Below are 22,637 nucleotides of genomic sequence, written 5' to 3' on the forward strand. Positions count from 1 at the left end.
TTACCACCGGAATTTTTTAAAAGCCAAGGCAGCTGCGGTGATTGCAATGGCAAGAAGGATATAAAACGATACTGCTACTTCTTGAAGGGCGGCGCCTTCCCATAATCCAGTCAACATTGAAGTTGTTTGCCAAGTGGGCGAGTACTGCGCATATTGTTTTGGAAGTGTAATAACCCCAGAGGTAAGCATCAATACGATCATTAATAGATTGCCAGCAATATTTGCGGTTTTGTTATTTGGGAAGATCGATGAAAGCAATATTCCTAGCGATTGAAAAGCGAGTAATGCTAGTAGTACACCGCCAATAATTGGTGGCAATGCTCCTTGTGGAGGTGCATTAAATACAAACCATCCAAGTGCCAATGTGCCTACTATACTGCAAAGAAGAACTAGTAGATCGACAATAAGTAATGCGGAAATAATAGTGCGGGAGCGTAATGTAGTGATTCGTAGTCGATCAAATACCCCGTCTTCCCGCAATGCAATAATATTTTGAGGAATTAAGAAGGTGCCCCATATGGACAATGCGATAGCGGGGTAGGCGTAAAATACAGTTTGCTCCGGAAAGAAATGGCTCATTACTGCAAATAAACAAGGTGTAAACAATAATGCGAATATACTTGCCGGGTGGCGGAGCCGGCATCGAAGGAAAATAGAGATTACACGTAGATAGGTCATGAGGCTTTTTGTTCCTCATGAATGCGGCGGCCAGTCAGATTATAAAAAACGTCGGAGAATTTAGGTTCTGTGATTTCTAAATCTGTTACCTGAATGCCATAGGCGGCGAGGTGCGCTAATATTCGGTGTACAAAACCACCTTGGCCGTACACTGTCAGTGAAAGTCCTTCTTGAACAATTCTGGTAACGCCAGCCAGTTCTTGAATGTTTGGCCCCTGACCAAGTGGCTGATCTAGAGAGAGGAACGCAGCTGATTCACCTACGCAACCACGAATAAGGCTAGGAGCCGACCCAAACGCAAGGCATTTTCCATGGTCAATAATGCCCACTCGATCGCACCGATGTTCTGCCTCGTCAAGATCGCGGGTGGCAAGCAAAACGGAGGTGCCATAATCGCACATAAGGTTAATGGCTTCCCAGATGTCTTCGTGCTCTTCGGTGGATAGGGAGTGCGTGAGTTCGTCGAGTACTAAAAGTTCCGGCTGGTGCAAAAACGAAAGTCCAATAGAGAGTTTTTGTTGTTCTGGTGCCGTAAGTCGGTGAACGGGTGTTCGTTTTACGGTGTCTAAATTCAGTGAGGTTAGAAGATCATTCCAAGGAACTACCCTGTTATATAGGGTGGAGAAAAACCTCATATGTTCTGCCACGGTAAGGCGTGGAATTAAAGCAGGTGTTTGAGTCTGTATTCCAATGCGCGGAGCGATGGAATGATGATCTGCAATGGGGTGTTTTCCAAAGACTTCGATTGTTCCTTTTGTCGGACTATCCAAGCCAATAATGCAGCGCAAAAGAGTGGTTTTACCTGCCCCGATAGGTCCAAGAATGCCGAGTATTTCACCTTCCTCGATTTGGAAGGAAACGTTCTGTAATGCCAGCGTGTCACCAAATTGGCGCGTGACATTCTTGCAGAGAACTATCGGCATCGAGATTCCTTTCCATAGCAATTATGAAGGGTGCAGACAGGTGAGGGTGAATGACGGGGGCACTAGCAAGTCGCATCCTGCGGATTTCTTATTGGTAGAAGCATCGCTTCGATGTTTGAATCGAAAACCATTGCATAGAGAATAAGCCTTTTGGGTGGAATGTTTACACTCCAACCAAAAGGAGCTAGAACTTATGAGGGACCCCGACCAAAATAGTAGACTATATGCTACTTTATAGTTCATTATCTACCAAGCGTTCCGTGATTTCTGGGCAATATCTGCAAAAGCTTTGGAGATTATTGATGGCATACTTTGGGTATGAATGAGTCGATGAATCCGGTTTCGTCCTCGCTAGTTAAAGCAAGGTACCTTTCGCGTCTGCCGTGGGTCATGGTGTTCGTTATTGCAGCACTTATAGGCGCATGGTGGTTGACTCCCTGGTTGTACATTGCAGTTGGATTCTTTGTGACGTGGCTGATCTGGCTGGTATGGCTCATTCCTGTACAGGTTCGAAATATGGGATGGCTGGAAACCCCCGATGAATTGCTTATTACTAAGGGGAAATTTTGGCACACCTATACGGTCGTGCCATATGGACGTATTCAGTTTGTGGATGTTACGGCGGGGCCAATAGCAAAACTTTTTGGATTGAAAACGGTGGAGCTGCACACGGCGTCATCAAGCTCAGATTCAGAGATTGTTGGGCTTGAGGCGGACATTGCCGACGCCCTGCGCGACCGCTTAGCCGTCCAGGCTCGGGAGAGGATGCGTGGGCTGTGAAAACATACCGGAAGGTGCATAAACTCACACCACTTTTAATGTTTTGGCAGATTATTCTCGCGGCAATTGCGATAGTGGTTGTGAACCTTAATGGGCAAACGTTGCGCGAGATTTGGCTATATATTCACAATGTAAGTGGGTTTTCCTGGGGTGCTATCGCCGTAAGTATTGTTGCCTTCCTGCTAATCTGTGCGCTTGTGTGGGGGGTTTCCTATATTTGGTGGAGAGCATATGGGTATTCGCTGGACGGTGAAGAAATATCGGTAAAAAGTGGTGTGTTGAATACGAAACTGCGCACTGCTCGGTATGACAGAATCCAAGCGGTTGATGTTGTTGAAAACGTTATTTCTCGCATTTTTAGAGTTGCCGCTATTCGAGTGGAAACGGCGGGCGGTAATGATTCTGTTATTAAAATTGCGTATTTAAATGCACAGGTTGCTCGGGATGTGCGGGATGAAATCTTACAGGCCCGCCGAGGTGAGCATCAAAAAGAATATATGCAAAAACCCGACAACAATACAGGCAATGGGGACGAATCACGCTATACGGAAAGCCAAGAGATTATTGCCCCAATTCCAATCCAACGAAGTATTGCTGCCGCAGTATTACTCACTGGGCCCACTACCATTATCGCAGTGACGGCCGGTGTGGTTGGTGGCCCCGCGATTCTTCTTCCGGCATTAGTCGCCCTAGTGCAGCAGCTTTGGGACGTTATTGATCGCAGCTGGAATTTCACTGCCACCCTGGATGATGATGTTTTACACGTAAGTTATGGGCTAGCAGATAAACGCAAGCAATCTATTCCGCTCGGTAGAATTCATGCTGTGCAAATACGCCAACCACTATTATGGCGTTTGTGCGGGTGGTGGCGTGTTGATGTTTCTATTGCGGGCTATGCAGTGAAAGATAAGCGCGCTGGGACCACTAGATTGCTTCCGGTTGGGACGAAAGCCCAGGCGCTTGAACTAGTTTCAATCATTTCCCCGCTTGATTATGCGGAATTGGAAGAGTATGCGGCACCAGAAGGCTTTTGTAAACCTGATTTCCTAAGTCCTGTACGGGCACGTTGGATTTCCCCGATTGATTTTTCCCGACAAGCAGTAACACTGTTGGGGCATGCGGTAATACTTCACCAAGGGCGGTTGAGCCGTTGTGTAAAGATAATTCACCCATCCCATATTCAAGAGTTAAGCCGCGTGCGGGGTCCCATTCAACGACTACTCCAGCTTGATTCAGTGCGGCTCGATCTTGTGAGTGGCCCGGTTCGAATGACTGCTCATGATTTAGACCCAGCGGATTCCGAGTTGCTTATGCGTGAACTCCGAGGCCGAAAGCTGCCGATTATGCGATGATTTTAGGTGAACACGTTCACTAAACTGTGTGACATGACTAGAATTCGTAGCTGGTGCTTTTCGCATCCCTTGGTCGTGTTTATCGCTATTACATACATTGGATCTTGGGTGATGTGGAGCCCGATGTGGCTATCTGAAAACGGTTTGGGGGTTTTGTCCTTTAAACTCACCTTTGGTGAAATTGCATTGTGGAATCAGGCCGGTCTTTTCGCCGGCCCTTTTTTAGCAGGATTTCTAGTGCGGTTTTGGCTTCAAGGTAGGCAAGGAGTCCGCGAACTTTGGCGGCAAACTTTTCATTGGAAAGCGTATCCACTGTCATATTTGACGGCACTTATTGGTGTCCCTGTGGCGATTATTTGTGCATATATTTTCACTTCTGGAATAGATGTTTTAGCGGGGCCTTTTATTGTTTTCGTTCCGCTATATGTTTTGTTTTTTATTGGTGGACCGCTTCAAGAGGAGCCTGGTTGGCGAGGCGTCGCGTTACCTCTAATGCAGCAACGTTGGCATCCACTCACTGCGGCGTTCTTTCTGGGCATTGTGCATTGCTTCTGGCACACTCCATTGTTTTTTGTTGAAGATTGGGATTCAGACGGGTTGGGAATCTCGCACTTGGCATCATATTTTGTTTTGGTGGTGGCGCTTTCCGTAGTGCTTTGCTGGCTGGCTAATCGCGAACAGGGCAATATTCTAACTGCGATCATTGCGCACAATGGGGTGAATTGGGGATTGATGACCGTAGGTGAGCCTGCGAATTTATGGCCTGCGGCATTGGCATTAGTTCTATTAGCCCTGCTGGTGGCGGTGTTTCGTGGTCCACGTCTTGATGCCCAAGAACCGTTGAACCATAAAGTTCAACCCATTGAAAAATAAATTTTCAATCCGTGGCAGACTTGGCTAGACTCGAGTTGAACTTATCAGTTTGCATTATTTGAACGTTTGTCTTTCGTGAGGTCATGCCCAGATGAACAGGAAACATTTACTTCTGTCACTGCCAATAGCGTCATTACTACTCGCTTCTTGTGGAACCGCTGAAGTTGCGGAACCAGTGGCTGGGGATTCCGGAAATGCGGTCAAGGTCGTTGCCTCAACCACCCAGATTTGTGATTACGTAACCCAGATTGCTTCGGGAGGTGAACTTGGTTTTACCAAAACTGACGCAGCAGGTAAGACCACAAAAGAGAACGAATCTGCGCCTCAGCAATTGAAATTGACGTGCTTATTGGCGCCGAACGCATCCGCTCATGATCATGAAATGACCCGTGAACAAATGAGTGCATTGGCTGATGCCGATGTGTTGTTTGTCAATGGTGTGGACCTTGAACATTTCCTAGATGATGCAATCTCATCATCGGGCTTTCATGGAACTCTTGGGGTGACCACGGGTGTGCTTTCCGCTGCCGATAAAGATGATTTGGCTGCTCAGGAGGAGAAAGAAAAAGATTTGCCATACACCGTGAATCGCGGTGAGCAGCAAGTCGCCGTTGAGGAGTGGCCATTCGCTCCGGAGCCAGGCGAAGAAGCGGAATTCCGTTATGATCCACACGTTTGGACTAATCCAAAGTTTGCTTCCATCCAGGTAGCCAATATTGGACATGTACTTTCAAATACCGCCCCAGATGCTGAAAAGATCTTTGAAAAGCAGGTCAAAGATTACCAAGCGAAACTTGCCGCGCTGGATACTTGGTCCAAGGAATCCTTCCAATCTGTAGATCAAAAGCACCGCGTGCTATTTACTTCTCATGATGCCTTTGGATACCTTTCCAACGCCTATGACATTGAGTTTGTTGGTGCCGCGCTTTCCGATTTTAATGAGCAACAAGACGCAACTGCAGAGCATATCCGTAAAGCCTCTGAACAGGTAAAACAATCGGGTGCTGTGGCATTATTTGCGGAGAATTCAAATAATTCCAAGTCTATTGAAGCGATCGCAAAAGCCGCTGGAGTTAAAGCTGTTATTGGTGACGATGCCCTCTATGGTGACTCTCTCGGGCCAGCAGATTCCGATGGCGAAACCTATATTGGTTCGATCGTGCATAATGTGAACACATTAGTGAAAGCTTGGGACGGTAAACCTGCGGAGCTTCCGAAAGAACTTTCATGAGCCAGCCAACATTGGAGTTTCAACATGCGTCTTTTGCGTATGCGAAAACTCCCGTGCTTTTCGGCGTCACCGGCCGTGTGTTCCCAGGTGAGGCGTTGGCGCTCATTGGGCCGAATGGCGCGGGAAAGACAACATTATTGCGGGGGATCCTCGGTGAAGTCCGCCTGATCGACGGTACGATGCATCGGACGCCTGGTCGATTAGGATATGTCCCACAATCTGCAGATTTAGACTTAACGTTTCCAATTTCAGTGCGGCAAGTTGTAGAGCTGGGGCTACTTGGAGTGCGCCGTTCACAACGGCGCGTGCGTGTCGACGCCGCCCTTGACCGCGTTGGCTTACTGGCTGCGGCGTCGAAACGCTTTGGGGATCTCTCTGGTGGCCAGCGTCAACGAGTTTTGCTTGCCAGGGCGCTTGTATGCGAACCCAATCTTATTTTGTTGGATGAACCGATGAATGGGTTGGATGAGCCTAATCGGGTAGCGCTGCTGGAAACTATTGAGCATGCAAAGCAGCAGGGGGTGGCGGTGGTTGCCTCTACGCACGATCTCCGGTTAGCCGAGGAAACTTGTGAAAAAGTCGCATTGCTTGCAGGTGAGCAAATTGCTTTTGGACCTCTAGAAGAAGTGCTATCGGATGTAAATATTGAACGAGCATACGGGGGTGGGTGGCGTGCTTGAGACACTACGTCAACTTTGCCTCTCTATCCCATTTCTCGCTCCAGTTTCCGATGCCACGTTTGTGTTTCGGCCATTTGTTCTTTTGCTGATCTTGGGTATTACGGCAGGAATTGTTGGCGTATTGGTCAATCTGCGTTGCCTGGAATTTTCTGCGGAAGCAATGGTGCACTCCGTGTTTCCGGGAGTAGTGGCAGGTGCAGTTTTTGGTGGTGTGGATTGGATTATTCCTGGTGCCGCGCTAGCGGCAGTATTCGTAACGTTTGCATTAGTGGGAGTGCGGGCGGCATCCGAAGCAGGAACCGCGATTGTTTTAGCGACCTTTTTTGCTTTGGGTGTGGTGCTGTCACTGCGTTTTGGCGACCGATCCGGGCAATTAGAAGCCTTGATGTTTGGTCGGCTATTGGAAGTTACGGAACCGCGCCTTAGGGACGCGGTCCTTGTTTGCTGTATTGCGTTAGTGACATTGGCATTAACGTGGAAGCGCCAAGTGTTTTTAGCATTTGATCATCACGGGGCCCGAGCAGCCGGAGTGAATGTGTTTGCGATGGATGTGTGGATGAACGCGGCCATTGCTGCGGTAGTGGTTGCGGCGTCGTCAGCGATTGGTGTGCTGTTGGTGATTGGTTATCTTGTGGTTCCCGGAGCAGCCGCACGCCTACTTGCCACAAATATTCGAACTATGGTTCCGTTGGCGATGTTTTTTGGGGTTACTGCAGGATATATAGGGCTGCTGGCATTGCATATTCCTGGCCCGATTTCGCCACAAGCAACCGTTGCACTCGCAATGTGCGTTTTGTATGGTTTAGCGCTTGTTCTCCGCCAAGCTTTGCGAGGAGTGGGGGTGATGTCACAATGACGTCATTATGGGAAATCGTACGATTGCCACTGTTAGAAGCCATAATTATTGGTGCACTATGCGGACTTGTAGGTGCGTTGGCGGTGCTTCGGCATCGAGTGTTTTTTGCGGAAGCCGTGACGCATGGGGCGTTTCCAGGTGCGGTACTGGGCGTGGTAATTGCCGGGGCGTTTGGTTGGAATCTTTCCGCAGCATTATTTCTTGGCGCCGCCCTACTATGTGTTCCACTAGCCGTACTCATGTACGCATTGGCGCGTGTACCGGGGCAATCTTCGCAGGCGGCGGCGGGAATCATTATTACTCTTGGTTTTGCATTAGGTTATTTTTTAGCCAAATGGTTTGCGCCTCTACCTATAAAAATCGAGGGCTTTCTTACTGGATCAATCCTCACTGTTCGCGCCGCTGATATTTGGGCGGCTGCCGGTGTACTTGCAATAGCCATTGCGGTGGTGGTGTTATATGGTGATCGTCTAGTATTTGTGTGTTTTGATCACGCTGGTTTTCGCGCTGCCGGGCATTCCCTTGCTATAGCAGAAACCCTGATACTGACGTTGATTGTGGCATGTATTGTGGTTGTTATTCCTGCGGTAGGCACAATAGTTTCTATTGCATTAATAGCCGCTCCTGCCGCTGCAATGAAGCCCTGGTTTTCGCGGACATGGAATTTCCTTATTGCTGCAGTAATTTCAGGGTCAATAATAAGTGTGGTGGGGCTTTTTCTAGCCGTAACGTTTGATCTTTCAGCGGGAGGAATGATCGCAATTGTCGCCGGCGTATTTTATATTATTTGTCTAAGTGCGCAATCATTAGGCGTAGGTTTGCATTACACTAAAACGCATGGATGTCAGCCAGCTTCCGGAGAAAACTCAGGATTACCTCAAAACAGTATGGGACCTGTGCGAACGCACGGGTAAGGCGGCCACGCTAGGGGAAATTGCTGAACAAATGGGGCAGAAACCTCCCACTGCCTCTGAGGCGATTAAACGCTTAACCGAACGCGGTCTATTGGACCATCCTAAATACGGTGATATTGTGCTTACGGAAAAAGGGCGTGCCGTGGCAATGATTATGGTTCGTCGCCATCGGCTTATTGAAACTTTTTTGCATTCCACACTGGGCTATAGCTGGGATGAAGTACATGATGAAGCCGATAAACTTGAACACGCAGTTTCGGATACTTTTGTAAGCCGCATTGATGCGTTATTGGGGCATCCAACACGGGACCCTCATGGTGATCCTATTCCTGATGGAGATGGTGTTGTGGAGGTTATGGGGTTGCGTCATATTGGCCATTTGGCGGTTGGTGAATCCGCGATTGTTGACCGAATTCACGATCGATATCCCCAATTACTACGTTATTTGGCCGAGCATAATATTCGGCCCGGTGTACGTATTACTGGGGCAGATACGCCCTACCCAGGAATTCGATTATTTCAGGTCGGGGATAAAGAAGTACCGCTCGCGGAATCGAGCTTATGGGTTGTCAATGTGGTGGAGGAATCATAACCACGCTTTGTATTATTGTGCGTCGGTAAAACCGAGTTGTCGCCACGCTTCAAAAGTAGCGATAGCCGCTGCATTGGAAAGATTCAAAGAACGGCGAGCAGGCAGCATAGGGATTCGAACTTGCTGAGTAATCCGAGGGTGAGATAGTGCAGTTTGGTCCAAACCTGTGGGTTCGGCGCCAAAGAGTAGAGCATCGCCCGGTTGCCATTGAATCTCGGTATGAAATGCGGAAGCTTTCGTAGTAAACGCAAAGACCCGGGCGTCGGGAAGCGAATCGAGACAAGCCTGCAGATTCTTATGCACAGTGACGGTAGCGAGGTCGTGGTAGTCAAGGCCGGCTCGGCGTAGGTTCTTTTCTTCCAGGTTAAAACCCATTGGACCTGCAAGGTGCAGGTGCGCCCCGGTGCCTGCACACATGCGAATTGCATTGCCAGTATTTGGAGGAATGCATGGCTGGTCAAAGATAATGTGGACGGGGCAGCCTTGCAAATGTTCGCGCATAGTGATTATCTTCTCAAAGTCCGAAATGCCGCTAGAGTTTAGGCCTTTGTAATCTATATTCATTGGGCACGAAACCACGTAAAATCTGAAGTCATGCCGCCAGAGTTACTTGTCGCTTCAATATTTGCCATTGTCGGTGGGTTGGGGGCTTCTGCATTACGATTGCCACCACTTGTAGGATTTTTAGCCGCTGGGTTTGCATTACATGCGGTGGGTGTTACTGAGCTTCCAGGTATCAATCATGTTGCGGACCTTGGTGTGACAGTGTTGTTGTTCACTATCGGCTTACACCTAGACCCGAAAATGATTGCTCGTGTTCGGATTATTGGGACAACGATAGGTCATGCTGCGTTTACTACTATCGCCTTTGCGTGTGCTCTTGCCGTGGCAGCGCAGGTTTCAATAATTGCTGATACCGGGTGGGGATCATTTTTTCTATTGGGTTTGGCGTGTTCGTTTTCTTCAACAGTGTTCGTTATGGCTGTGCTGGATGAAACGGGCCGGACTCGTTCTGTAGTGGGCATTATTGCAATTGGGGTGTTAGTACTTCAAGACATTATTGCAGTGGCTTTTTTGGTAGGTGCTTCTGGCCGGATGCCGGAACCGTGGGCGTTGGCATTTTTGCTTTTACCGTTATTACGGCCGCTTATTCGAAAATTCCCAGACCATATTTATCGCACAGATTTATTGGTGCTTGCTGGCGTGACTTTAGCAGTTGCATCCTATGCGCTCTTTGAATTAGCTGGGTTGAGTGGCTCCTTAGGCTCTTTGTTAGCAGGCTTAATTATATCTGGGCACCCGATCTCTGACCGTATGTTCGAGGCATTGACCAGTGTTCGGGAATTGCTACTCGTAGGTTTCTTTATCGATATTGGTTTGGGTGGTGTGCCAGCAGCTCAGGGATTTTTAGCCGCTGGTTTATTGCTGCTACTGCTGCCTTTAAAGTCATTGGTGTTTGTGGGCATGTTGTACCGCATGGGAATGTCGCACCGGACTTCCACATTATCGGCTGGGGTTTTAAGTAACTATTCGGAATTCGGACTCATTGTTACAGCAATTGCGGTGCAAGCGCATTTATTGCCAGGTTCTTGGTTGCAGATTATGGCGTTGGCCGTGGCCGGAAGTTTCGTTATTTGTTCGCTGGCGCGATTGCGAGTTGCTTGGCTTATGGAACGTATTGTTCCTTGGGTGCCGGAACTTCCTAGCGACCGCCTTGCCGCAGGTGAAGGCCCAATTGATGTTGAAGGGCTTGACGCATTAGTACTAGGTATGGGCAGGGTAGGCGCTGGTGCGTATACCCGGCTTTCGCAAAAATATGGGATGAATGTCGCCGGGGTGGAGTTTAGCCAAGATCGTATTGAATCATTGCGGGACCGCGGGTTTTTGGTGTTCCAAGGGGATGCTACAGATCCAGAATTATGGCTTCGGATTCGAGCACGGGAGCGTCACCCCGAATTAATTGTTTTAGCAATGCCTGAGCATAGTGCCAATGTTGATGCATTACGAGTGCTGGAACAATTGGATGTGCCGTTGGTTATTGTGGCGATTGGCAAGTACGGTTCCGCCGCGGAGGAATTATTGTTGCACGGGGCAAATGCCACATTGAATCTTTATGATGGCGCTGGTGTTGAGCTTGCCGACGTCGCGTTCAGGGCGTTTAGTGAGCATGGTAAAGGGGTCAGTACAGAAAGCTGATAAGTAACATGTTGTTTGCTGTGCGCTTCTGGAATAATGACGGGCGTGACTGCAAAAACTTTGGATGGAAACCTGTACCGTGATGAGATCTTTGCGGATCTTGCTTCTCGCGTTTCTACATTACGGGATCGTGGCATAATCCCAGGACTAGCCACCGTTCTCGTTGGGGATGATCCAGCAAGCCATTCGTATGTAAAAATGAAGCATCGCGATTGTGAGCAGATTGGAATCCGTTCGATTCGTAAAGATTTACCTGCAGATATTTCTCAGGAAGAACTCCATCGCGTCATTGATGAGCTCAATGCCGACCCAGAATGCACTGGTTATATTGTGCAATTGCCACTGCCAAAACACCTTGATGAAAACAAAGTCTTAGAGCGCATCGATCCACAAAAAGATGCTGACGGTTTGCACCCAGTAAACCTCGGCAAATTGGTATTAAATGAACCAGCTCCCCTCCCATGTACCCCAAATGGTGCAATCCATTTACTGAGACGCTTCCAAGTAGAACTTCAGGGCACAAAAGTTGTAGTGATTGGTCGTGGTGTGACAGTTGGGCGACCGATTGGTTTAATGTTGACGCGCCGCAGTGAAAACGCCACCGTAACCTTATGCCACACAGGCACAAAAGATCTTGCTGCGGAAACCCGAAATGCGGACATTATTATCGCGGCCGCTGGCCAGCCGCATATATTGACTGCAGATATGGTGAAGCCCGGTGCAGCAGTACTTGACGTTGGGGTTTCGCGCCACAACGGCAAATTATTGGGTGATGTCCACCCAGATGTTTGGAATATTGCCGGATACGTTTCCCCTAACCCGGGTGGTGTTGGCCCATTGACCAGGGCTTTCCTTGTGCAGAACGTAGTTGAACGCGCGGAGAAGTTGGCCGGACTGTGAGCGTAAACCCGCATGATTCGGGGAATCAGCCTTCCTCATTGCCCCTAAGGTTTCAACGTGTGGGGTTGGCTATTTTCGTGGCAGGGCTGATTGCAGCATGCGGTTTTCTAGCCACCGAACACTGGCGGCGTTCCACATTTACGCTGGGTTGTTGTTTACTATGGCTGGCCGGTTTACGGCTTTCATGTGATAGCGAAACGTTGGGTGTCCTTGCAGTACGCTCCCAACGCTTCGATGCCGTTTTCTGCTCCGCAATAGGTGGGGCAATGATGTTTTTGGCTGGTACCGTTGATTCGCTTGGAAGCTAGGATGCCAAAGAAATAAATCGCCGCATAATGTGATCGAGCTGGCGTGTTTCTGTTAAAAACGCATCGTGGCCTACCGGGGAGGCAATCTTAGCCATACCAAGGAGATTGCCGAGGTTTCGGGAAAGATGCTCTTGTTGGTGGTAAGGATACAAAATATCTGTATCCACTCCCACAATCATGGTCGGAACCGTTGAAGAAGCCAGTGCTTTATTGAGTCCGCCGCGGCCCCTACCAATATCGTGCCTATTTAACGCTTCCGTTAGTGTTACATAGGAGCCTGGGCAGAAACGCTCCTCAAGCCGCTTTGCCTGGTAATCAAGGTAACTTACCACGGCAAAACGCTGTGATGGGTCACGGAATGGTCCGCGAGGATTTTCGCCTTGTTGTGCATCGGCGGCGAATCTTTCATCTATTTCTAATTCACCTCGATAAGTGAGGTGTGCGATCCTTCGGGCCGTTGCCATCCCATCGTAAGGGCTTTGACCAGTGCCATGGAAGTCACCATTTTGCCAGGCTGGATCGTTTTCAATACTGGAAATCTGGGCGGCTTGAATACCAATCTGCCATGCACTTGCCCGCGCAGAAACTGCGAGCACTAGCGCGGATTGCACGATATCTGGATACATAAGTGTCCATTCCAGAGCTCGAGCACCACCCATGGAACCGCCGATTACTGCGAATACCTTAGGGATGGACAGGGCGTCGAGAAGCATTTTTTCTACAGTGACCTGGTCTCGGATGGAAACCGCCGGGAACCTTGACCCCCAAAAACCTCCGTCTGGGTGCGGGGATGACGGGCCCGTGGTGCCTTGACAACCACCGATAACATTGGCGCATAAAACGCAAAAACGTTGAGTATCCAGTGCTTTTCCTGGGCCAATAACCCCAGACCACCATTCGGCGGCGTTTGAATCACCGGTAAGGGCGTGTTCGATAAGAATGATATTGCTGCCATCGGCGGTAGGTTCTCCCCAGCGTTGGTATGCAACAGTAATATCGCGAATGGTGGCACCGGCCTCGGTATAGTAATCACCAATGGGTTGAAAAGCCACTTCACCAGCAGGAACAGGAAACTCCATCGTGCTCTACCTTCCACTAAGGAAAACGATTTCCTTGATTGTAGACGTACAGCTCTGTCTAGTCCATTGCGTGCTTGGCTGACGCATTTCATGTTGCCGAAACTGCCTGACAACCGCAACAATTCCGAACTTGACTCACCGCACTTCGCTGAGTGGTGGGTCGGGAGTCCCTTGTCTGGTGGGTTTAGGTTGTGGGCTGTGGGCTGTGGGCTGTGGGCTACACGCTTTAGGTTGTGGGCGATTGGTTACCTGGGGTTTGTCGTTTAATACACCATCTTGTGCACAATTGGTGTGTTTGGCGACAAAATTATGGTCCCAGAGGGCGTTCGGTGACGCTTTTTACACCAATTGCACACAAGATGGTGTTTTTGGCGACATCAGGGTTTTGCGGGTTGGTTTGAGTTTCCATTTCTTGGGGCTGGTGGGGTTATTGTGGCTAATATGATTGCGTTGTCACAGAACCCATTTTCCACCCTGATTTTCACCCCTGATTTTCCAGTGTTTTGTGACCATAAAATAGGCCGAAAATGGCCCTTGACCTGGCGTCTGTTACGGATCTAGTTTTCCCACACCTTAAGTAATAGATTTTGTAACGCAACATACAAAAACATAGCGAGCCCAATAGCTTGCGCCTATTAAAGAGCCTAGGAAGCCTGGTTGCCGGCACCCCCGGAAGTGGTTAAGCAAGGTGGCTACAACCAGTGCTTTTTGGTGGCTTAAAAGACCTGTTTGCTGGGCGGATTTTGTGCCACCTAGTCTTCGGGTCAACTCTCGCCAGGCAAATTTTAGATTTTGTCGGTGGGTTGCTCTGGGGGCCGAGACCAAATGGGGGACAGCCCAGGCATAAACCACACTACAATCGCTGTAATTGCAGCCGCGCCTGCCGCGCCCCAAAGGGTATATTTCTCCGGCACAAACCACAATGCACCACCAACGACGGCAATAATAAACATCCACGTAATTGGGTATGAGACTGCTAGGGGGATGAGTGGTGGCCTGTCTTCTGCCCAGTTTGCGTATGGAAAGCGTGATCGAGCTTCATTGCGAATCCGGCGTGGTGTTTTTAAATTCGGTGCTATTGCCGCCAATAGCGTAAGTAATAAACCTGCCGCCATCACAATAAGGTCACCGGCAGCTGCACCGAAGGCGAGTATCGACGCCGCGAGCACTAGTGCAAACCGTTCGCTATATGTGGGCGGGACTGGGCGTTGCGGATCTATATCGGGGTAGAGAAGTGAAAGGTGTTCATTCATAGGTTTGAGTTTTATTCAAAGGTCATACCTCAAATGGAGGTGCCTTTTCCTAGGGGGTTTTCGAAGGAGCGTTCTTAGGTTAGGTTATTCTAGTTCGAAGATTAATTATAAGGCTAGGCTAAGGCAACCGTCTAAATGAAAAGGATGCTCTCAGCTTCTAGCAATGTTTGAGGAGTTTACGCAGCTATGACCAACCGCTCTCCACACATTGCGCGGCGCACTTTCTCAGCTGCTGCCGTTGCTGCAGCGGCCTGTTTAACGGTTGTTCCGCCAGCAATTAGCACACCTGTTGCAAGTGCTCAGGTGGCGGTATGCCAGGACTTTGGAGGGACATTTAACTGGGGGACTATCGCAAGATTTCGCAAATACGTAACCGGCAAAATAGCGAAGGGAAATATTGAAGTTTCCAATGAAGTAGAAAGTGATGGTGAACCCTCGGACCCGAATTTTACAATTAAATTTGACCCAGTAGTGGATCAAATAAACTTAAAAAGCGCTAACCATGGAGTGATTCCATTCGTAGGGCGGGTTCACTTTACCGGACATCATAATGTGCTTGACATGTCACTGTTTCACTTCAGGTTAGAAATCGAAGGAAGCAGGGCTCAGATTGTTGTTGATTATGAAACAAATGAGGTTGACGAGTTTGTTGCCGGAGCACCTGCGAATCACGTGACACGTGAAAACGTAGTTATTGCAGAATTTCAACTGGCAGAAGATTTCAATTTTGGGGCTAGTAAGGTTTCGCTGGATACTAGCGATGTTGGGATAACTCCCGGTGGGGTAAAGCTATTTTTGGGTCAGTACGAATCTGGCACGAACATGGACGCAGTCTCGGGAGAGATTGGCTGTGGTGCGTCTGGTGGTAGAACGAATGTAACGAGCGGTTTCAGTAACGCCTTTGCTGCTGAAGGTTCCAGTTCTGGCGGGTCTAGCAGCTCGGGAGGATCGAAAAGTAATAACAATGGCGGTGCTTTGGGTGTAATCAAAGAAGCAAATGATTACTTCAAAGCCATGAACGAACTGCTCACAAATGCAGATAAGCTTATTACGAACTCCGAGAAACTAACTGATCGCGTAACAGGTAACAGCAAGCCTTCAGGAGGCGGAACTGGTGGGGGCGGAGGCACCGGTGGAGGAACCGGAGGTGGGGGTGGAACTGGTGGAACAACCCGAGGTGCCGGTGGGGGTGGAGGCGGCACAGGTGGTGGCGCTGGCGGCCCGGCAGCAGCTGGTGGGGCCCCAGCAGCCGGTGGTGCTGCGACCGCGGCTGGGGCTGGGGGATCGGATGTGTGTACATCGGATGGATCAGTCGGCGTGGTTGATGCCCAAGCACAGTGGGGTGTAAAGCAGTCGTTCCAGTCCTACATCACTGGATCTATCGCTAAGGGCTCTTGGACACTTAGTGGCGTTGATCATGGAAATGGACAATTTCATTTCGCTGGTAATTCAGGCGCTGTTGACCCAGGTAAAGGTACGGGTACCGTGTATTTTCCTGGATCGATGCACTTTACTGGACACGATGGCCTCTTAAACTTGAAGATTTCTGAACTTGAAATTCAATGGAACGGTGGCTCAGGTTCACTTATTGCACAGGTCAGTTCCAGCGATATGGAAGGTAATCACAGCGATTACGGCCGAGTAGCTTTGGCTAGTCTGGACTTTGGTGCCGTGAACGCAAGCGAATCTTCCGCTAGTGGAACTGCATCTGCATTTTTGACTCAGGCTGGTTCTAAAGCGTTTGCAGACTTCTACCCAGAGGGAACTGAACTCGATCCAGTGAGCTTCACTGCAACGTTGGGCGGCTCCGCAACATGCGTAGCGGGTCAAGGTGCGGGTGCATCAGGAGGCGCAGCAGGCGCTGCCTCCGGTGGCGGTGCGGGGGCAGCGGGCGCTGCAGCAAAGAAAGCCGAAAATGCGAAAAAGGGCAATGCGGAGAAAAAGACTTCCGGACCAGGAGTTGCAGCCCGATTGGCGGGCGAAGGTGGCGAAGGGGATAGCGAAGGCTACGCTAATAACGGTAGTTTCAAAATAAAGAATGCGAACGATTCTGGCTTTGAAAAACCATCGTTTACCACCTCTGTACTGCTGATTCTTGCAGCTTTTGTGGTAGCTGGCGGTAGTTTGTCGCAGTTAGTTCTTCGCCATCCGGCTTCACGGTAATTCCCCTGAGTGGATGAACCCGTATCAATCGAAAGGTGTGCTTTGACTTACCCACAACTAACGAAACGGAAGTACCGTTTCGGACAAATTTTCGCAGCAGTAGGAACTGCCCTAGCGCTGACTCTTTCGGGTTGTGCATCATGGGATGAAGCGCCACAAAGTGAGTCGAGTAACCTTCGTGATTCGCTGCCAGACGCAGGTTCGCTGAAAGATCCTCGATCATTTACCGGCGTTAGTGCGGTCGGGGCACTGGGCGACGTGGTACCGGTAGCAGAAAAAGTAGAACCAAATCTACCGGTAGAGCTCACTGATGCTGATGGCTATGACGTTGTTGTTGATGATGTTTCACGGATTTTGGCGCTCGATCTTTACGGCACCTCCACCAAAACACTGACTGGGCTTGGGTTAGCTGACAATATTGTTGGACGTACTGTTTCTTCAACAGAGGAGCGTTTGAAGGACCTTCCTGTGGTCACTCAAGGCGGCCACAATATTAACGTTGAAGCTGTCCTAGAATTACGTACTACGCTGCTTATTGTGGATCACTCGATTGGTCCTCGTGAAGCAATTGACCAAATCCGAGACGCCGGTGTGACTACTGTGGTGATGGACCCAGCGCGAACCATCGACTCGATTGGCCAGGATATTATTGATCTTGGTGGGGTAGTAGGTCTTTCAGATGAAGCTAAAAAACTAGCTGAACGCAGTGTTGAAGATGCCAACCAAGACCGCGAGGCAATTAAGAAAATGGTGCCAAAAGAACCGCTACGAATGGCATTCTTATATGCACGTGGGAATGGTGGAGTGTTCTTTATTCTCGGTGATGGTAGTGGTGCAAAAGACCTTATTGAGGGGGTCGGAGGCATTGATGTGGCCGTAGAAAACGGATTAGCTGAAACTTCTCCCGCGAATGCTGAAGCACTGGCAAAAATCGATCCTGATGTTTTTATTATGATGGAAGAGGGGCTGGAATCTACAGGTGGAATTGAAGGCCTTTTGGAGCGACCAGGTGTAGCCCAAACAAAAGCTGGCCAAAACAAACGCGTGGTTACGGTACCTGATGGGTCTTCACTTTCCTTTGGCCCACAAACTGGCGAGGTGCTTTTGCGCACTGCGCAGGCTTTGTATAACCCGGAGCAAAATCAGTGAGTGCACCTGCTGTAACGAAACCAGCTTCAGTAACTGAACACTCTGCTGAAGCTGGTTCAATTATTGCCGCGCGGACGCGGCGTCGTATAGCACTATTTGTGTGCTTAACCTTCCTGCTGTTTGCCACGGTGATGGTAAGTATTGCCGTAGGTCAGTTTAATGTGCCTTTGCGTGATATTCCTAGCATCCTTGCAGCAGGGCCCCAGAGCGCAGATTTAACTGAATCTGTGGTGTGGCGAATCCGCCTACCGCGTCTAGTATTAGGACTTCTTGTCGGTGCAGCACTCGGTGTGAGTGGTGCGTTGATGCAAGCAGTATTTGCTAACCCCCTCGCCGAACCAAGTGTTATTGGGGTTACGGCGGGCGCTGGTGTCGGTGCCGCAGTGGCAATTGTTTTTAATATCACCCTCTTTGGGGCTTCAACAGTTCCGCTGGCAGCATTTATAACTGCCGTGCTGACCACACTTATTGTCTATCAACTTGCCCGTCATGATGGAAAAGTGCACGTGATCAATCTGATTTTGACTGGCATTGCAATCAATGCAGTAGCTGGCGCAATTATTTCGATCATGGTGTACCTTGCGCCCACAACAAACCGAGAGCAGATTATTTTCTGGCAAATGGGCTCGCTCAATGGTGCTCAGTGGAAACATGTGTCCGTTGTACTGTTTGTTGTGATTATCGGCATAGCAATTTCAATGACATTGGGTGCACAGCTTGACATTCTGGCACTAGGGGATAAAGCAGCCGGCCATATCGGTATTAATGTATCGAGATTACGGATTATTGCGATCGGTGCATCCACATTATTAACTGCGGGTGCGGTTGCTTACGCCGGACTCATTGGATTTGTGGGGCTGATCGTTCCTCATTTATTACGCACGATTACGGGGCCAGCGAATAAAGTGCTACTTCCGGCTTCAGCATTGACAGGTGCGGTGCTCATTGGGCTTGCAGATATTGCAGCAAGGACGATTATTCCATTCGCTGATTTACCAATAGGCATTTTCACCGCCTTAGTTGGTGGACCAACCTTCTTTATTCTCTTACGTCGTATGTTGATGAAGGGACAACGTCGATGAACTCATTGCTGCAAGCCCGCAATATCACAGTTTCAATTGGCGGGCGGAAGCTGCTTGACGATGTCTCAATGGAAGCACATGCAGGAGAGGTACTGGGGCTTATCGGGCCCAACGGTGCTGGAAAATCAACTCTGCTCTCTGTGCTCAGTGGTGACCTGGTGCCAGCCTCAGGCAGTGTAAGTATTTGTGGCTTGGATCCTCAACATGCATCTGCATTGGATTTGGCTCGGCGCCGCTCCGTTATGCTGCAAGATGTTTCCGTCTCCTTTGCATTTCTGGTTCATGATGTGGTGGCAATGGGGCGTAGGCCGTGGTCGCGTACCAAATATATTGGCGATGAAGAAGCAATTATTGAAGCCGCCCTTCAAGCGACTGAAGTATCACATTTGTCTGAGAGAGATATTATGACCCTCTCAGGCGGTGAGCGTTCGAGAGTGGCGCTTTCGCGTGTTCTGGCCCAGCAGACCCCCGTGGTTCTACTGGATGAGCCAACAGCCGCGCTGGATATTGGGCACCAAGAACAGGCTTTGGGGCTTATTCGAGGCATGGCGCGGGGTGGGGCTGCTGTGGTGGTAGTGCTACATGATCTTAATGCCGCGGCGCAGTATTGTGATCGAATAATCTGCTTGGCGGGTGGCAAAGTTGCTGCTAGTGGTTCCGTTAAAGAAGTCTATATCGATCATTTGCTCTCATCGGTGTACGAGTGGCCCATACAAGTGGTGCCATCCCCAGATGGGGGTGCAATTCGGGTGGTGCCACAATCGGGGGCGGCAAGGTCAAACCAGGTCAGCGCTCTAAAAATTCTCACACCAACGTTTATCTAAGTGAACCCTAAGAAAAAGATTGACGAAGGCTTGGCGAAACTTTAGGGTTAGGGGTGCCTTACGGACCCATGATCAGTGAGGCGTTCTGTTGTAAATCAAACACAGGAGCTAATGTGAAGAACATCTCCAATAGCGCACGTCTCACGAGTGCGGCCCTAGCGGCCACCCTGATTACGTCTTTTGTGCCAGCTGTAGCAGCTGCGCAAGAGGCGCCTGGCGCAGCAAATGAGCCACGCTACTGCAAGTCCTATGAAGGCACCTATGACTGGGGTGTGTTAGCGCGATTCCGCAAGTATGTCACCGGCAAAATTGCCCAAGGTAAAGTAACTTACACCACAGGTGCTACTGGTGCAGATGCCAGTGATCCCAAATTTGCTTTTAAATTCACACCTGATGCTCCAGGAGTTATCGATCAGGATTCCGCTATAATCCCGCTAAAAGGTGAAATTCGCTTCACTGGTCACCATGACGTTTTGAACATGCTAATCGAGGATATCCGTCTCGATATCGATGGCAAAGAAGTAAAGATCATTGCGAACTACACCACCAATGAAGTTGCAGAGTTCGACAAAAACGCACCAAAAAATACTGTCACACGTGCGAATGCAGAGCTCGGCAAGTACACTCTTGCTGCCCCAGCTAACTTCACTGCTGGTGCTCTTGATCTTTCTGGAACGCCAGCGGTAGCTGAAGGTGCTCATAAGCTTTTCCTTGAGCAGTATGATGTAGGAACCCCAATGGATCCGGTTTCTGGCGCATTGCGTTGCACGGCATTCGTAGAGCCGAAGCCTCAGGCCCCTGCTCCTAAGCCAGAAGAGCCAAAGAACCCGAAGCCAGAAGAGCCAAAGAACCCGAAGCCAGAAGAGCCAAAGACCAGCGCTCCAACGACTGCGCCTACCGCTGATCCAAAGCCACCAGCACACGTAGTGCCAACTACTGCTCCAACGGCGGAGCCGAAGCCACCAGCACACACCGTGCCTACCACTGCACCTACCGCAGATCCAAAGCCACCAGCACACACCGTGCCTACCACTGCACCTACCGCTGATCCAAAGCCTGAGCATCCGCTTCCTCCGCGTCAGCCAGGTTTTAAGAATCTGCGTGAGCTGTTGAATGAGTTCAAGGGTAATCCTGTAGCCGCGATCCTGAGCCTTGTTTCTATTGGCGGTTTGATTGCTATCCTTACAGGTATTGGTCCTAACCTTTTGAACCTGTTTAAGCGGTAATCAACCAACCAGAGGTGATTCTTCGCAAGGAATTACTTGGGTTCTAATCCCGCGCCCTTCTGACACAAGAACTGTTATTTCAAAAGTTCGAGTGTAGGGGCGCGGTTTTGTGTTTAGGTATAGGTTTCGGATTCGGTTACGGGATTGCCGCAAATCCTTGTTCGAGGTCAGCAAGAATGTCTTCGATGTTTTCAATGCCCACAGAAAGTCGAATAGTTGTGGGGGTTACGCCGGCTCGAGCTTGGGATTCTGTTGTGGATTGGGAGTGTGTGGTAGTGGCGGGATGCACAACCAATGATCGTACGTCGCCGATATTTGCCACATTAGAGTGGAGTTTCAGGGCGTCGATAAATGCCCAAGCTTGTTCTTGGCCGCCAATAATATCGAAGGATAGGACGGAACCGGTATGAGTGAGGTTGAGTTTTTCTTTTAGTTTGTACCAGGGGGAGCTTTCTAGTCCGGCGTAGTTTACATTAGCCACCTTTGGGTGTTGTGCCAGGTAGGTAGCCACTTGGTAGGCGTTTTCATTGTGGCGTTGAATACGCAATGAGAGGGTGTCCAGTCCTTGGGCAGTGATCCAGGCGTTGATGGGGGATATCGCTGCACCGGTGTCGCGGAGTAAGCCTACGCGGGCTTTGAGTCCGAATGCGGCTGCACCAAGGTCTACGTATTTTAGGCCGTGGTAGGCGGGGTCTGGGGTTATAAAGTCTGGAAAGATTGGCTGTCCATTGCGTTCGACGGTCCAGTCGAAGGTTCCGCCGTCGATAAGTACGCCGCCGAGTGCGGACCCATTGCCGGTATAGAATTTGGTAAGGGAGGCTACAACGATATCTGCACCAAGTTCGAGGGGGCGAACCAGAGCTGCGGTTGCGGCAGTGTTATCCACAATAAGCGGGACATTATTGTTGTGCGCTACTTCGGCGATTGTAGGAATGTCTAGGATATCTGCTTGTGGGTTTGCAAAGGTTTCGCCGAAGAATGCGACGGTGTTGTCTTGGACGGCGGCCTGCCATGCTGAGGGGTCGTCCGGGGCGTCGATAAATGTTGTGTCAATGCCTAGGCGTTTGAGCGTTACTTCAAAGAGCGTGGTGGTGCCACCGTAGAGCCGGGAGGATGCCACTATATGTGAACCTGCGCGCGCAAGGTTGAGGATGGCGGCGGTTTCGGCAGCTTGGCCGGAAGCAAAGAGTACAGCATGGACACCGCCTTCTAGGTCGGCAAGGCGATTTTCGACGGCCGCGACCGTTGGGTTTGTGAGGCGAGTGTAGACGGGGCCTGCATCTTCAAGAGCGAAACGTTGTTTGGCATGTTCAGCAGAATTAAAAACATACGAAGAAGTGAGGTAGATAGGGAGATTTCGGGCCCCATTATCGCTATCTACCGGTTGTCCTGCGTGGATTGCCTTTGTTTCGAATTTCCAGGAGCTTGTATCGCTATTGTCATATTTGGCCATGGCACGTCCTTTCAATGGTTTTGAACCAAGATAATGGACAGCTTGGTCTAGATCAATTAGTGATGGGTGCTGCGGGGGTAGACTGCTTAGTCTTGCCTTTGGGCGGGATAGCTTATGGGGGTGTA

22 protein-coding genes are annotated in these 22,637 nt (G+C 49.8%); 16 read left to right on the forward strand and 6 right to left on the reverse strand.

Features of this window, described 5'->3' with window-relative positions; all coding sequences use genetic code 11:
• Together CFREI_RS02250 and CFREI_RS02255 are read right to left on the reverse strand one after the other, a co-directional pair.
• Window positions 1-678, reverse strand: a complete 678-nt coding sequence (locus tag CFREI_RS02250) for an ABC transporter permease (protein WP_027012771.1) — start codon at window positions 676-678, stop codon at window positions 1-3.
• The gene (locus CFREI_RS02255) at window positions 675-1,601 is read right to left on the reverse strand and encodes an ABC transporter ATP-binding protein (RefSeq protein WP_027012772.1); all 927 of its coding nucleotides are present in this window, start codon (window positions 1,599-1,601) and stop codon (window positions 675-677) included. Before CFREI_RS02255 ends, CFREI_RS02250 begins: the two co-directional genes overlap by 4 nt.
• 318 nt (window positions 1,602-1,919) lie before the next feature.
• Between CFREI_RS02255 and CFREI_RS02260 the strand changes: the two genes are divergently transcribed.
• From CFREI_RS02260 to CFREI_RS02295, 8 genes are all read left to right on the forward strand, one after another.
• Window positions 1,920-2,381: a PH domain-containing protein gene (locus CFREI_RS02260; RefSeq protein ID WP_027012773.1), complete on the forward strand. Its 462-nt coding sequence runs from the start codon at window positions 1,920-1,922 to the stop codon at window positions 2,379-2,381.
• Complete coding sequence (locus tag CFREI_RS02265) at window positions 2,378-3,733, forward strand: PH domain-containing protein (protein WP_027012774.1); 1,356 nt, start codon at window positions 2,378-2,380, stop codon at window positions 3,731-3,733. Before CFREI_RS02260 ends, CFREI_RS02265 begins: the two co-directional genes overlap by 4 nt.
• Window positions 3,734-3,766: 33 nt before the next feature.
• The gene (locus CFREI_RS02270; RefSeq protein ID WP_084170744.1) at window positions 3,767-4,606 is read left to right on the forward strand and encodes a CPBP family intramembrane glutamic endopeptidase; all 840 of its coding nucleotides are present in this window, start codon (window positions 3,767-3,769) and stop codon (window positions 4,604-4,606) included.
• A 91-nt stretch (window positions 4,607-4,697) separates the two neighbouring features.
• On the forward strand, window positions 4,698-5,837 hold the full coding sequence (locus CFREI_RS02275; protein WP_051255950.1) for a metal ABC transporter substrate-binding protein: 1,140 nt from the start codon (window positions 4,698-4,700) through the stop codon (window positions 5,835-5,837).
• Window positions 5,834-6,517: a metal ABC transporter ATP-binding protein gene (locus tag CFREI_RS02280; RefSeq protein WP_027012777.1), complete on the forward strand. Its 684-nt coding sequence runs from the start codon at window positions 5,834-5,836 to the stop codon at window positions 6,515-6,517. The genes CFREI_RS02275 and CFREI_RS02280 overlap by 4 nt, the downstream gene beginning before the upstream one ends.
• A gap of 25 nt (window positions 6,518-6,542) precedes the next feature.
• Window positions 6,543-7,373: a metal ABC transporter permease gene (locus tag CFREI_RS02285; RefSeq protein WP_027012778.1), complete on the forward strand. Its 831-nt coding sequence runs from the start codon at window positions 6,543-6,545 to the stop codon at window positions 7,371-7,373.
• Window positions 7,370-8,287, forward strand: coding sequence for a metal ABC transporter permease (locus CFREI_RS02290; protein ID WP_084170745.1), 918 nt, complete (start codon window positions 7,370-7,372; stop codon window positions 8,285-8,287). Before CFREI_RS02285 ends, CFREI_RS02290 begins: the two co-directional genes overlap by 4 nt.
• A complete protein-coding gene (locus tag CFREI_RS02295) occupies window positions 8,211-8,879 on the forward strand; it encodes a metal-dependent transcriptional regulator (protein WP_051255951.1) in 669 nt (222 codons plus the stop codon). The genes CFREI_RS02290 and CFREI_RS02295 overlap by 77 nt, the downstream gene beginning before the upstream one ends.
• 12 nt (window positions 8,880-8,891) lie before the next feature.
• Here the strand turns inward: CFREI_RS02295 and CFREI_RS02300 are convergent, their stop codons facing one another.
• Window positions 8,892-9,380: a tRNA (cytidine(34)-2'-O)-methyltransferase gene (locus CFREI_RS02300; protein ID WP_027012780.1), complete on the reverse strand. Its 489-nt coding sequence runs from the start codon at window positions 9,378-9,380 to the stop codon at window positions 8,892-8,894.
• A 93-nt stretch (window positions 9,381-9,473) separates the two neighbouring features.
• Between CFREI_RS02300 and CFREI_RS02305 the strand changes: the two genes are divergently transcribed.
• The 3 genes from CFREI_RS02305 to CFREI_RS02315 are packed head-to-tail and all read left to right on the forward strand — an operon-like array spanning window position 9,474 to window position 12,283.
• On the forward strand, window positions 9,474-11,075 hold the full coding sequence (locus tag CFREI_RS02305) for a cation:proton antiporter family protein (protein ID WP_051255952.1): 1,602 nt from the start codon (window positions 9,474-9,476) through the stop codon (window positions 11,073-11,075).
• Between the two features lie 45 nt (window positions 11,076-11,120).
• The gene (locus CFREI_RS02310) at window positions 11,121-11,975 is read left to right on the forward strand and encodes a bifunctional methylenetetrahydrofolate dehydrogenase/methenyltetrahydrofolate cyclohydrolase (protein ID WP_027012781.1); all 855 of its coding nucleotides are present in this window, start codon (window positions 11,121-11,123) and stop codon (window positions 11,973-11,975) included.
• The gene (locus CFREI_RS02315) at window positions 11,972-12,283 is read left to right on the forward strand and encodes a DUF3017 domain-containing protein (RefSeq protein WP_027012782.1); all 312 of its coding nucleotides are present in this window, start codon (window positions 11,972-11,974) and stop codon (window positions 12,281-12,283) included. Before CFREI_RS02310 ends, CFREI_RS02315 begins: the two co-directional genes overlap by 4 nt.
• On the opposite strand, the gene metX is transcribed toward CFREI_RS02315, so the two are convergent.
• On the reverse strand, window positions 12,280-13,362 hold the full coding sequence (metX, locus tag CFREI_RS02320) for a homoserine O-acetyltransferase MetX (protein WP_051255953.1): 1,083 nt from the start codon (window positions 13,360-13,362) through the stop codon (window positions 12,280-12,282). The genes CFREI_RS02315 and metX overlap by 4 nt on opposite strands.
• Before the next feature lie 785 nt (window positions 13,363-14,147).
• Complete coding sequence (locus CFREI_RS02325; RefSeq protein WP_027012784.1) at window positions 14,148-14,615, reverse strand: hypothetical protein; 468 nt, start codon at window positions 14,613-14,615, stop codon at window positions 14,148-14,150.
• A 186-nt stretch (window positions 14,616-14,801) separates the two neighbouring features.
• On the opposite strand from CFREI_RS02325, the gene CFREI_RS02330 reads away from it, so the two are divergent.
• From CFREI_RS02330 to CFREI_RS02350, 5 genes are all read left to right on the forward strand, one after another.
• Entirely contained in the window at window positions 14,802-16,778 is a 1,977-nt protein-coding gene (locus CFREI_RS02330; RefSeq protein WP_027012785.1) for an HtaA domain-containing protein, read from the forward strand.
• Window positions 16,779-16,865: 87 nt separating this feature from the next.
• On the forward strand, window positions 16,866-17,927 hold the full coding sequence (locus CFREI_RS02335) for a heme/hemin ABC transporter substrate-binding protein (protein ID WP_027012786.1): 1,062 nt from the start codon (window positions 16,866-16,868) through the stop codon (window positions 17,925-17,927).
• Window positions 17,928-17,986: 59 nt separating this feature from the next.
• The gene (locus CFREI_RS02340) at window positions 17,987-19,009 is read left to right on the forward strand and encodes a FecCD family ABC transporter permease (RefSeq protein WP_027012787.1); all 1,023 of its coding nucleotides are present in this window, start codon (window positions 17,987-17,989) and stop codon (window positions 19,007-19,009) included.
• Window positions 19,006-19,833 carry a heme ABC transporter ATP-binding protein gene (locus tag CFREI_RS02345; RefSeq protein WP_027012788.1) on the forward strand — a complete coding sequence of 276 codons (828 nt, stop codon included), beginning with the start codon at window positions 19,006-19,008 and terminating at the stop codon, window positions 19,831-19,833. The genes CFREI_RS02340 and CFREI_RS02345 overlap by 4 nt, the downstream gene beginning before the upstream one ends.
• Before the next feature lie 113 nt (window positions 19,834-19,946).
• Window positions 19,947-21,059, forward strand: coding sequence for an HtaA domain-containing protein (locus CFREI_RS02350; protein ID WP_027012789.1), 1,113 nt, complete (start codon window positions 19,947-19,949; stop codon window positions 21,057-21,059).
• A 136-nt stretch (window positions 21,060-21,195) separates the two neighbouring features.
• Here CFREI_RS02350 and CFREI_RS02355 read toward each other — a convergent pair whose 3' ends face one another.
• Window positions 21,196-22,512, reverse strand: a complete 1,317-nt coding sequence (locus CFREI_RS02355) for an O-acetylhomoserine/O-acetylserine sulfhydrylase (protein WP_027012790.1) — start codon at window positions 22,510-22,512, stop codon at window positions 21,196-21,198.
• Window positions 22,513-22,637: the final 125 nt, after the last annotated feature.

It is taken from the genome of Corynebacterium freiburgense (assembly GCF_030408815.1).
Classification (GTDB): Bacteria; Actinomycetota; Actinomycetes; order Mycobacteriales; family Mycobacteriaceae; genus Corynebacterium; species Corynebacterium freiburgense.

Excerpts from the sequence above, each read along its gene's own strand:
- CFREI_RS02270 (WP_084170744.1), top strand. The coding sequence starts at position 3,767 with ATGACTAGAATTCGTAGCTGGTGCTTTTCGCATCCCTTGGTCGTGTTT.
- CFREI_RS02300 (WP_027012780.1), bottom strand. The coding sequence starts at position 9,380 with ATGCGCGAACATTTGCAAGGCTGCCCCGTCCACATTATCTTTGACCAG.
- CFREI_RS02305 (WP_051255952.1), top strand. The coding sequence starts at position 9,474 with ATGCCGCCAGAGTTACTTGTCGCTTCAATATTTGCCATTGTCGGTGGG.
- CFREI_RS02295 (WP_051255951.1), top strand. The coding sequence starts at position 8,211 with ATGGATGTCAGCCAGCTTCCGGAGAAAACTCAGGATTACCTCAAAACA.
- metX (WP_051255953.1), bottom strand. The coding sequence starts at position 13,362 with ATGGAGTTTCCTGTTCCTGCTGGTGAAGTGGCTTTTCAACCCATTGGT.
- CFREI_RS02345 (WP_027012788.1), top strand. The coding sequence starts at position 19,006 with ATGAACTCATTGCTGCAAGCCCGCAATATCACAGTTTCAATTGGCGGG.
- CFREI_RS02325 (WP_027012784.1), bottom strand. The coding sequence starts at position 14,615 with ATGAATGAACACCTTTCACTTCTCTACCCCGATATAGATCCGCAACGC.
- CFREI_RS02355 (WP_027012790.1), bottom strand. The coding sequence starts at position 22,512 with ATGGCCAAATATGACAATAGCGATACAAGCTCCTGGAAATTCGAAACA.
- CFREI_RS02330 (WP_027012785.1), top strand. The coding sequence starts at position 14,802 with ATGACCAACCGCTCTCCACACATTGCGCGGCGCACTTTCTCAGCTGCT.
- CFREI_RS02260 (WP_027012773.1), top strand. The coding sequence starts at position 1,920 with ATGAATGAGTCGATGAATCCGGTTTCGTCCTCGCTAGTTAAAGCAAGG.
- CFREI_RS02280 (WP_027012777.1), top strand. The coding sequence starts at position 5,834 with ATGAGCCAGCCAACATTGGAGTTTCAACATGCGTCTTTTGCGTATGCG.
- CFREI_RS02250 (WP_027012771.1), bottom strand. The coding sequence starts at position 678 with ATGACCTATCTACGTGTAATCTCTATTTTCCTTCGATGCCGGCTCCGC.
- CFREI_RS02275 (WP_051255950.1), top strand. The coding sequence starts at position 4,698 with ATGAACAGGAAACATTTACTTCTGTCACTGCCAATAGCGTCATTACTA.
- CFREI_RS02255 (WP_027012772.1), bottom strand. The coding sequence starts at position 1,601 with ATGCCGATAGTTCTCTGCAAGAATGTCACGCGCCAATTTGGTGACACG.
- CFREI_RS02290 (WP_084170745.1), top strand. The coding sequence starts at position 7,370 with ATGACGTCATTATGGGAAATCGTACGATTGCCACTGTTAGAAGCCATA.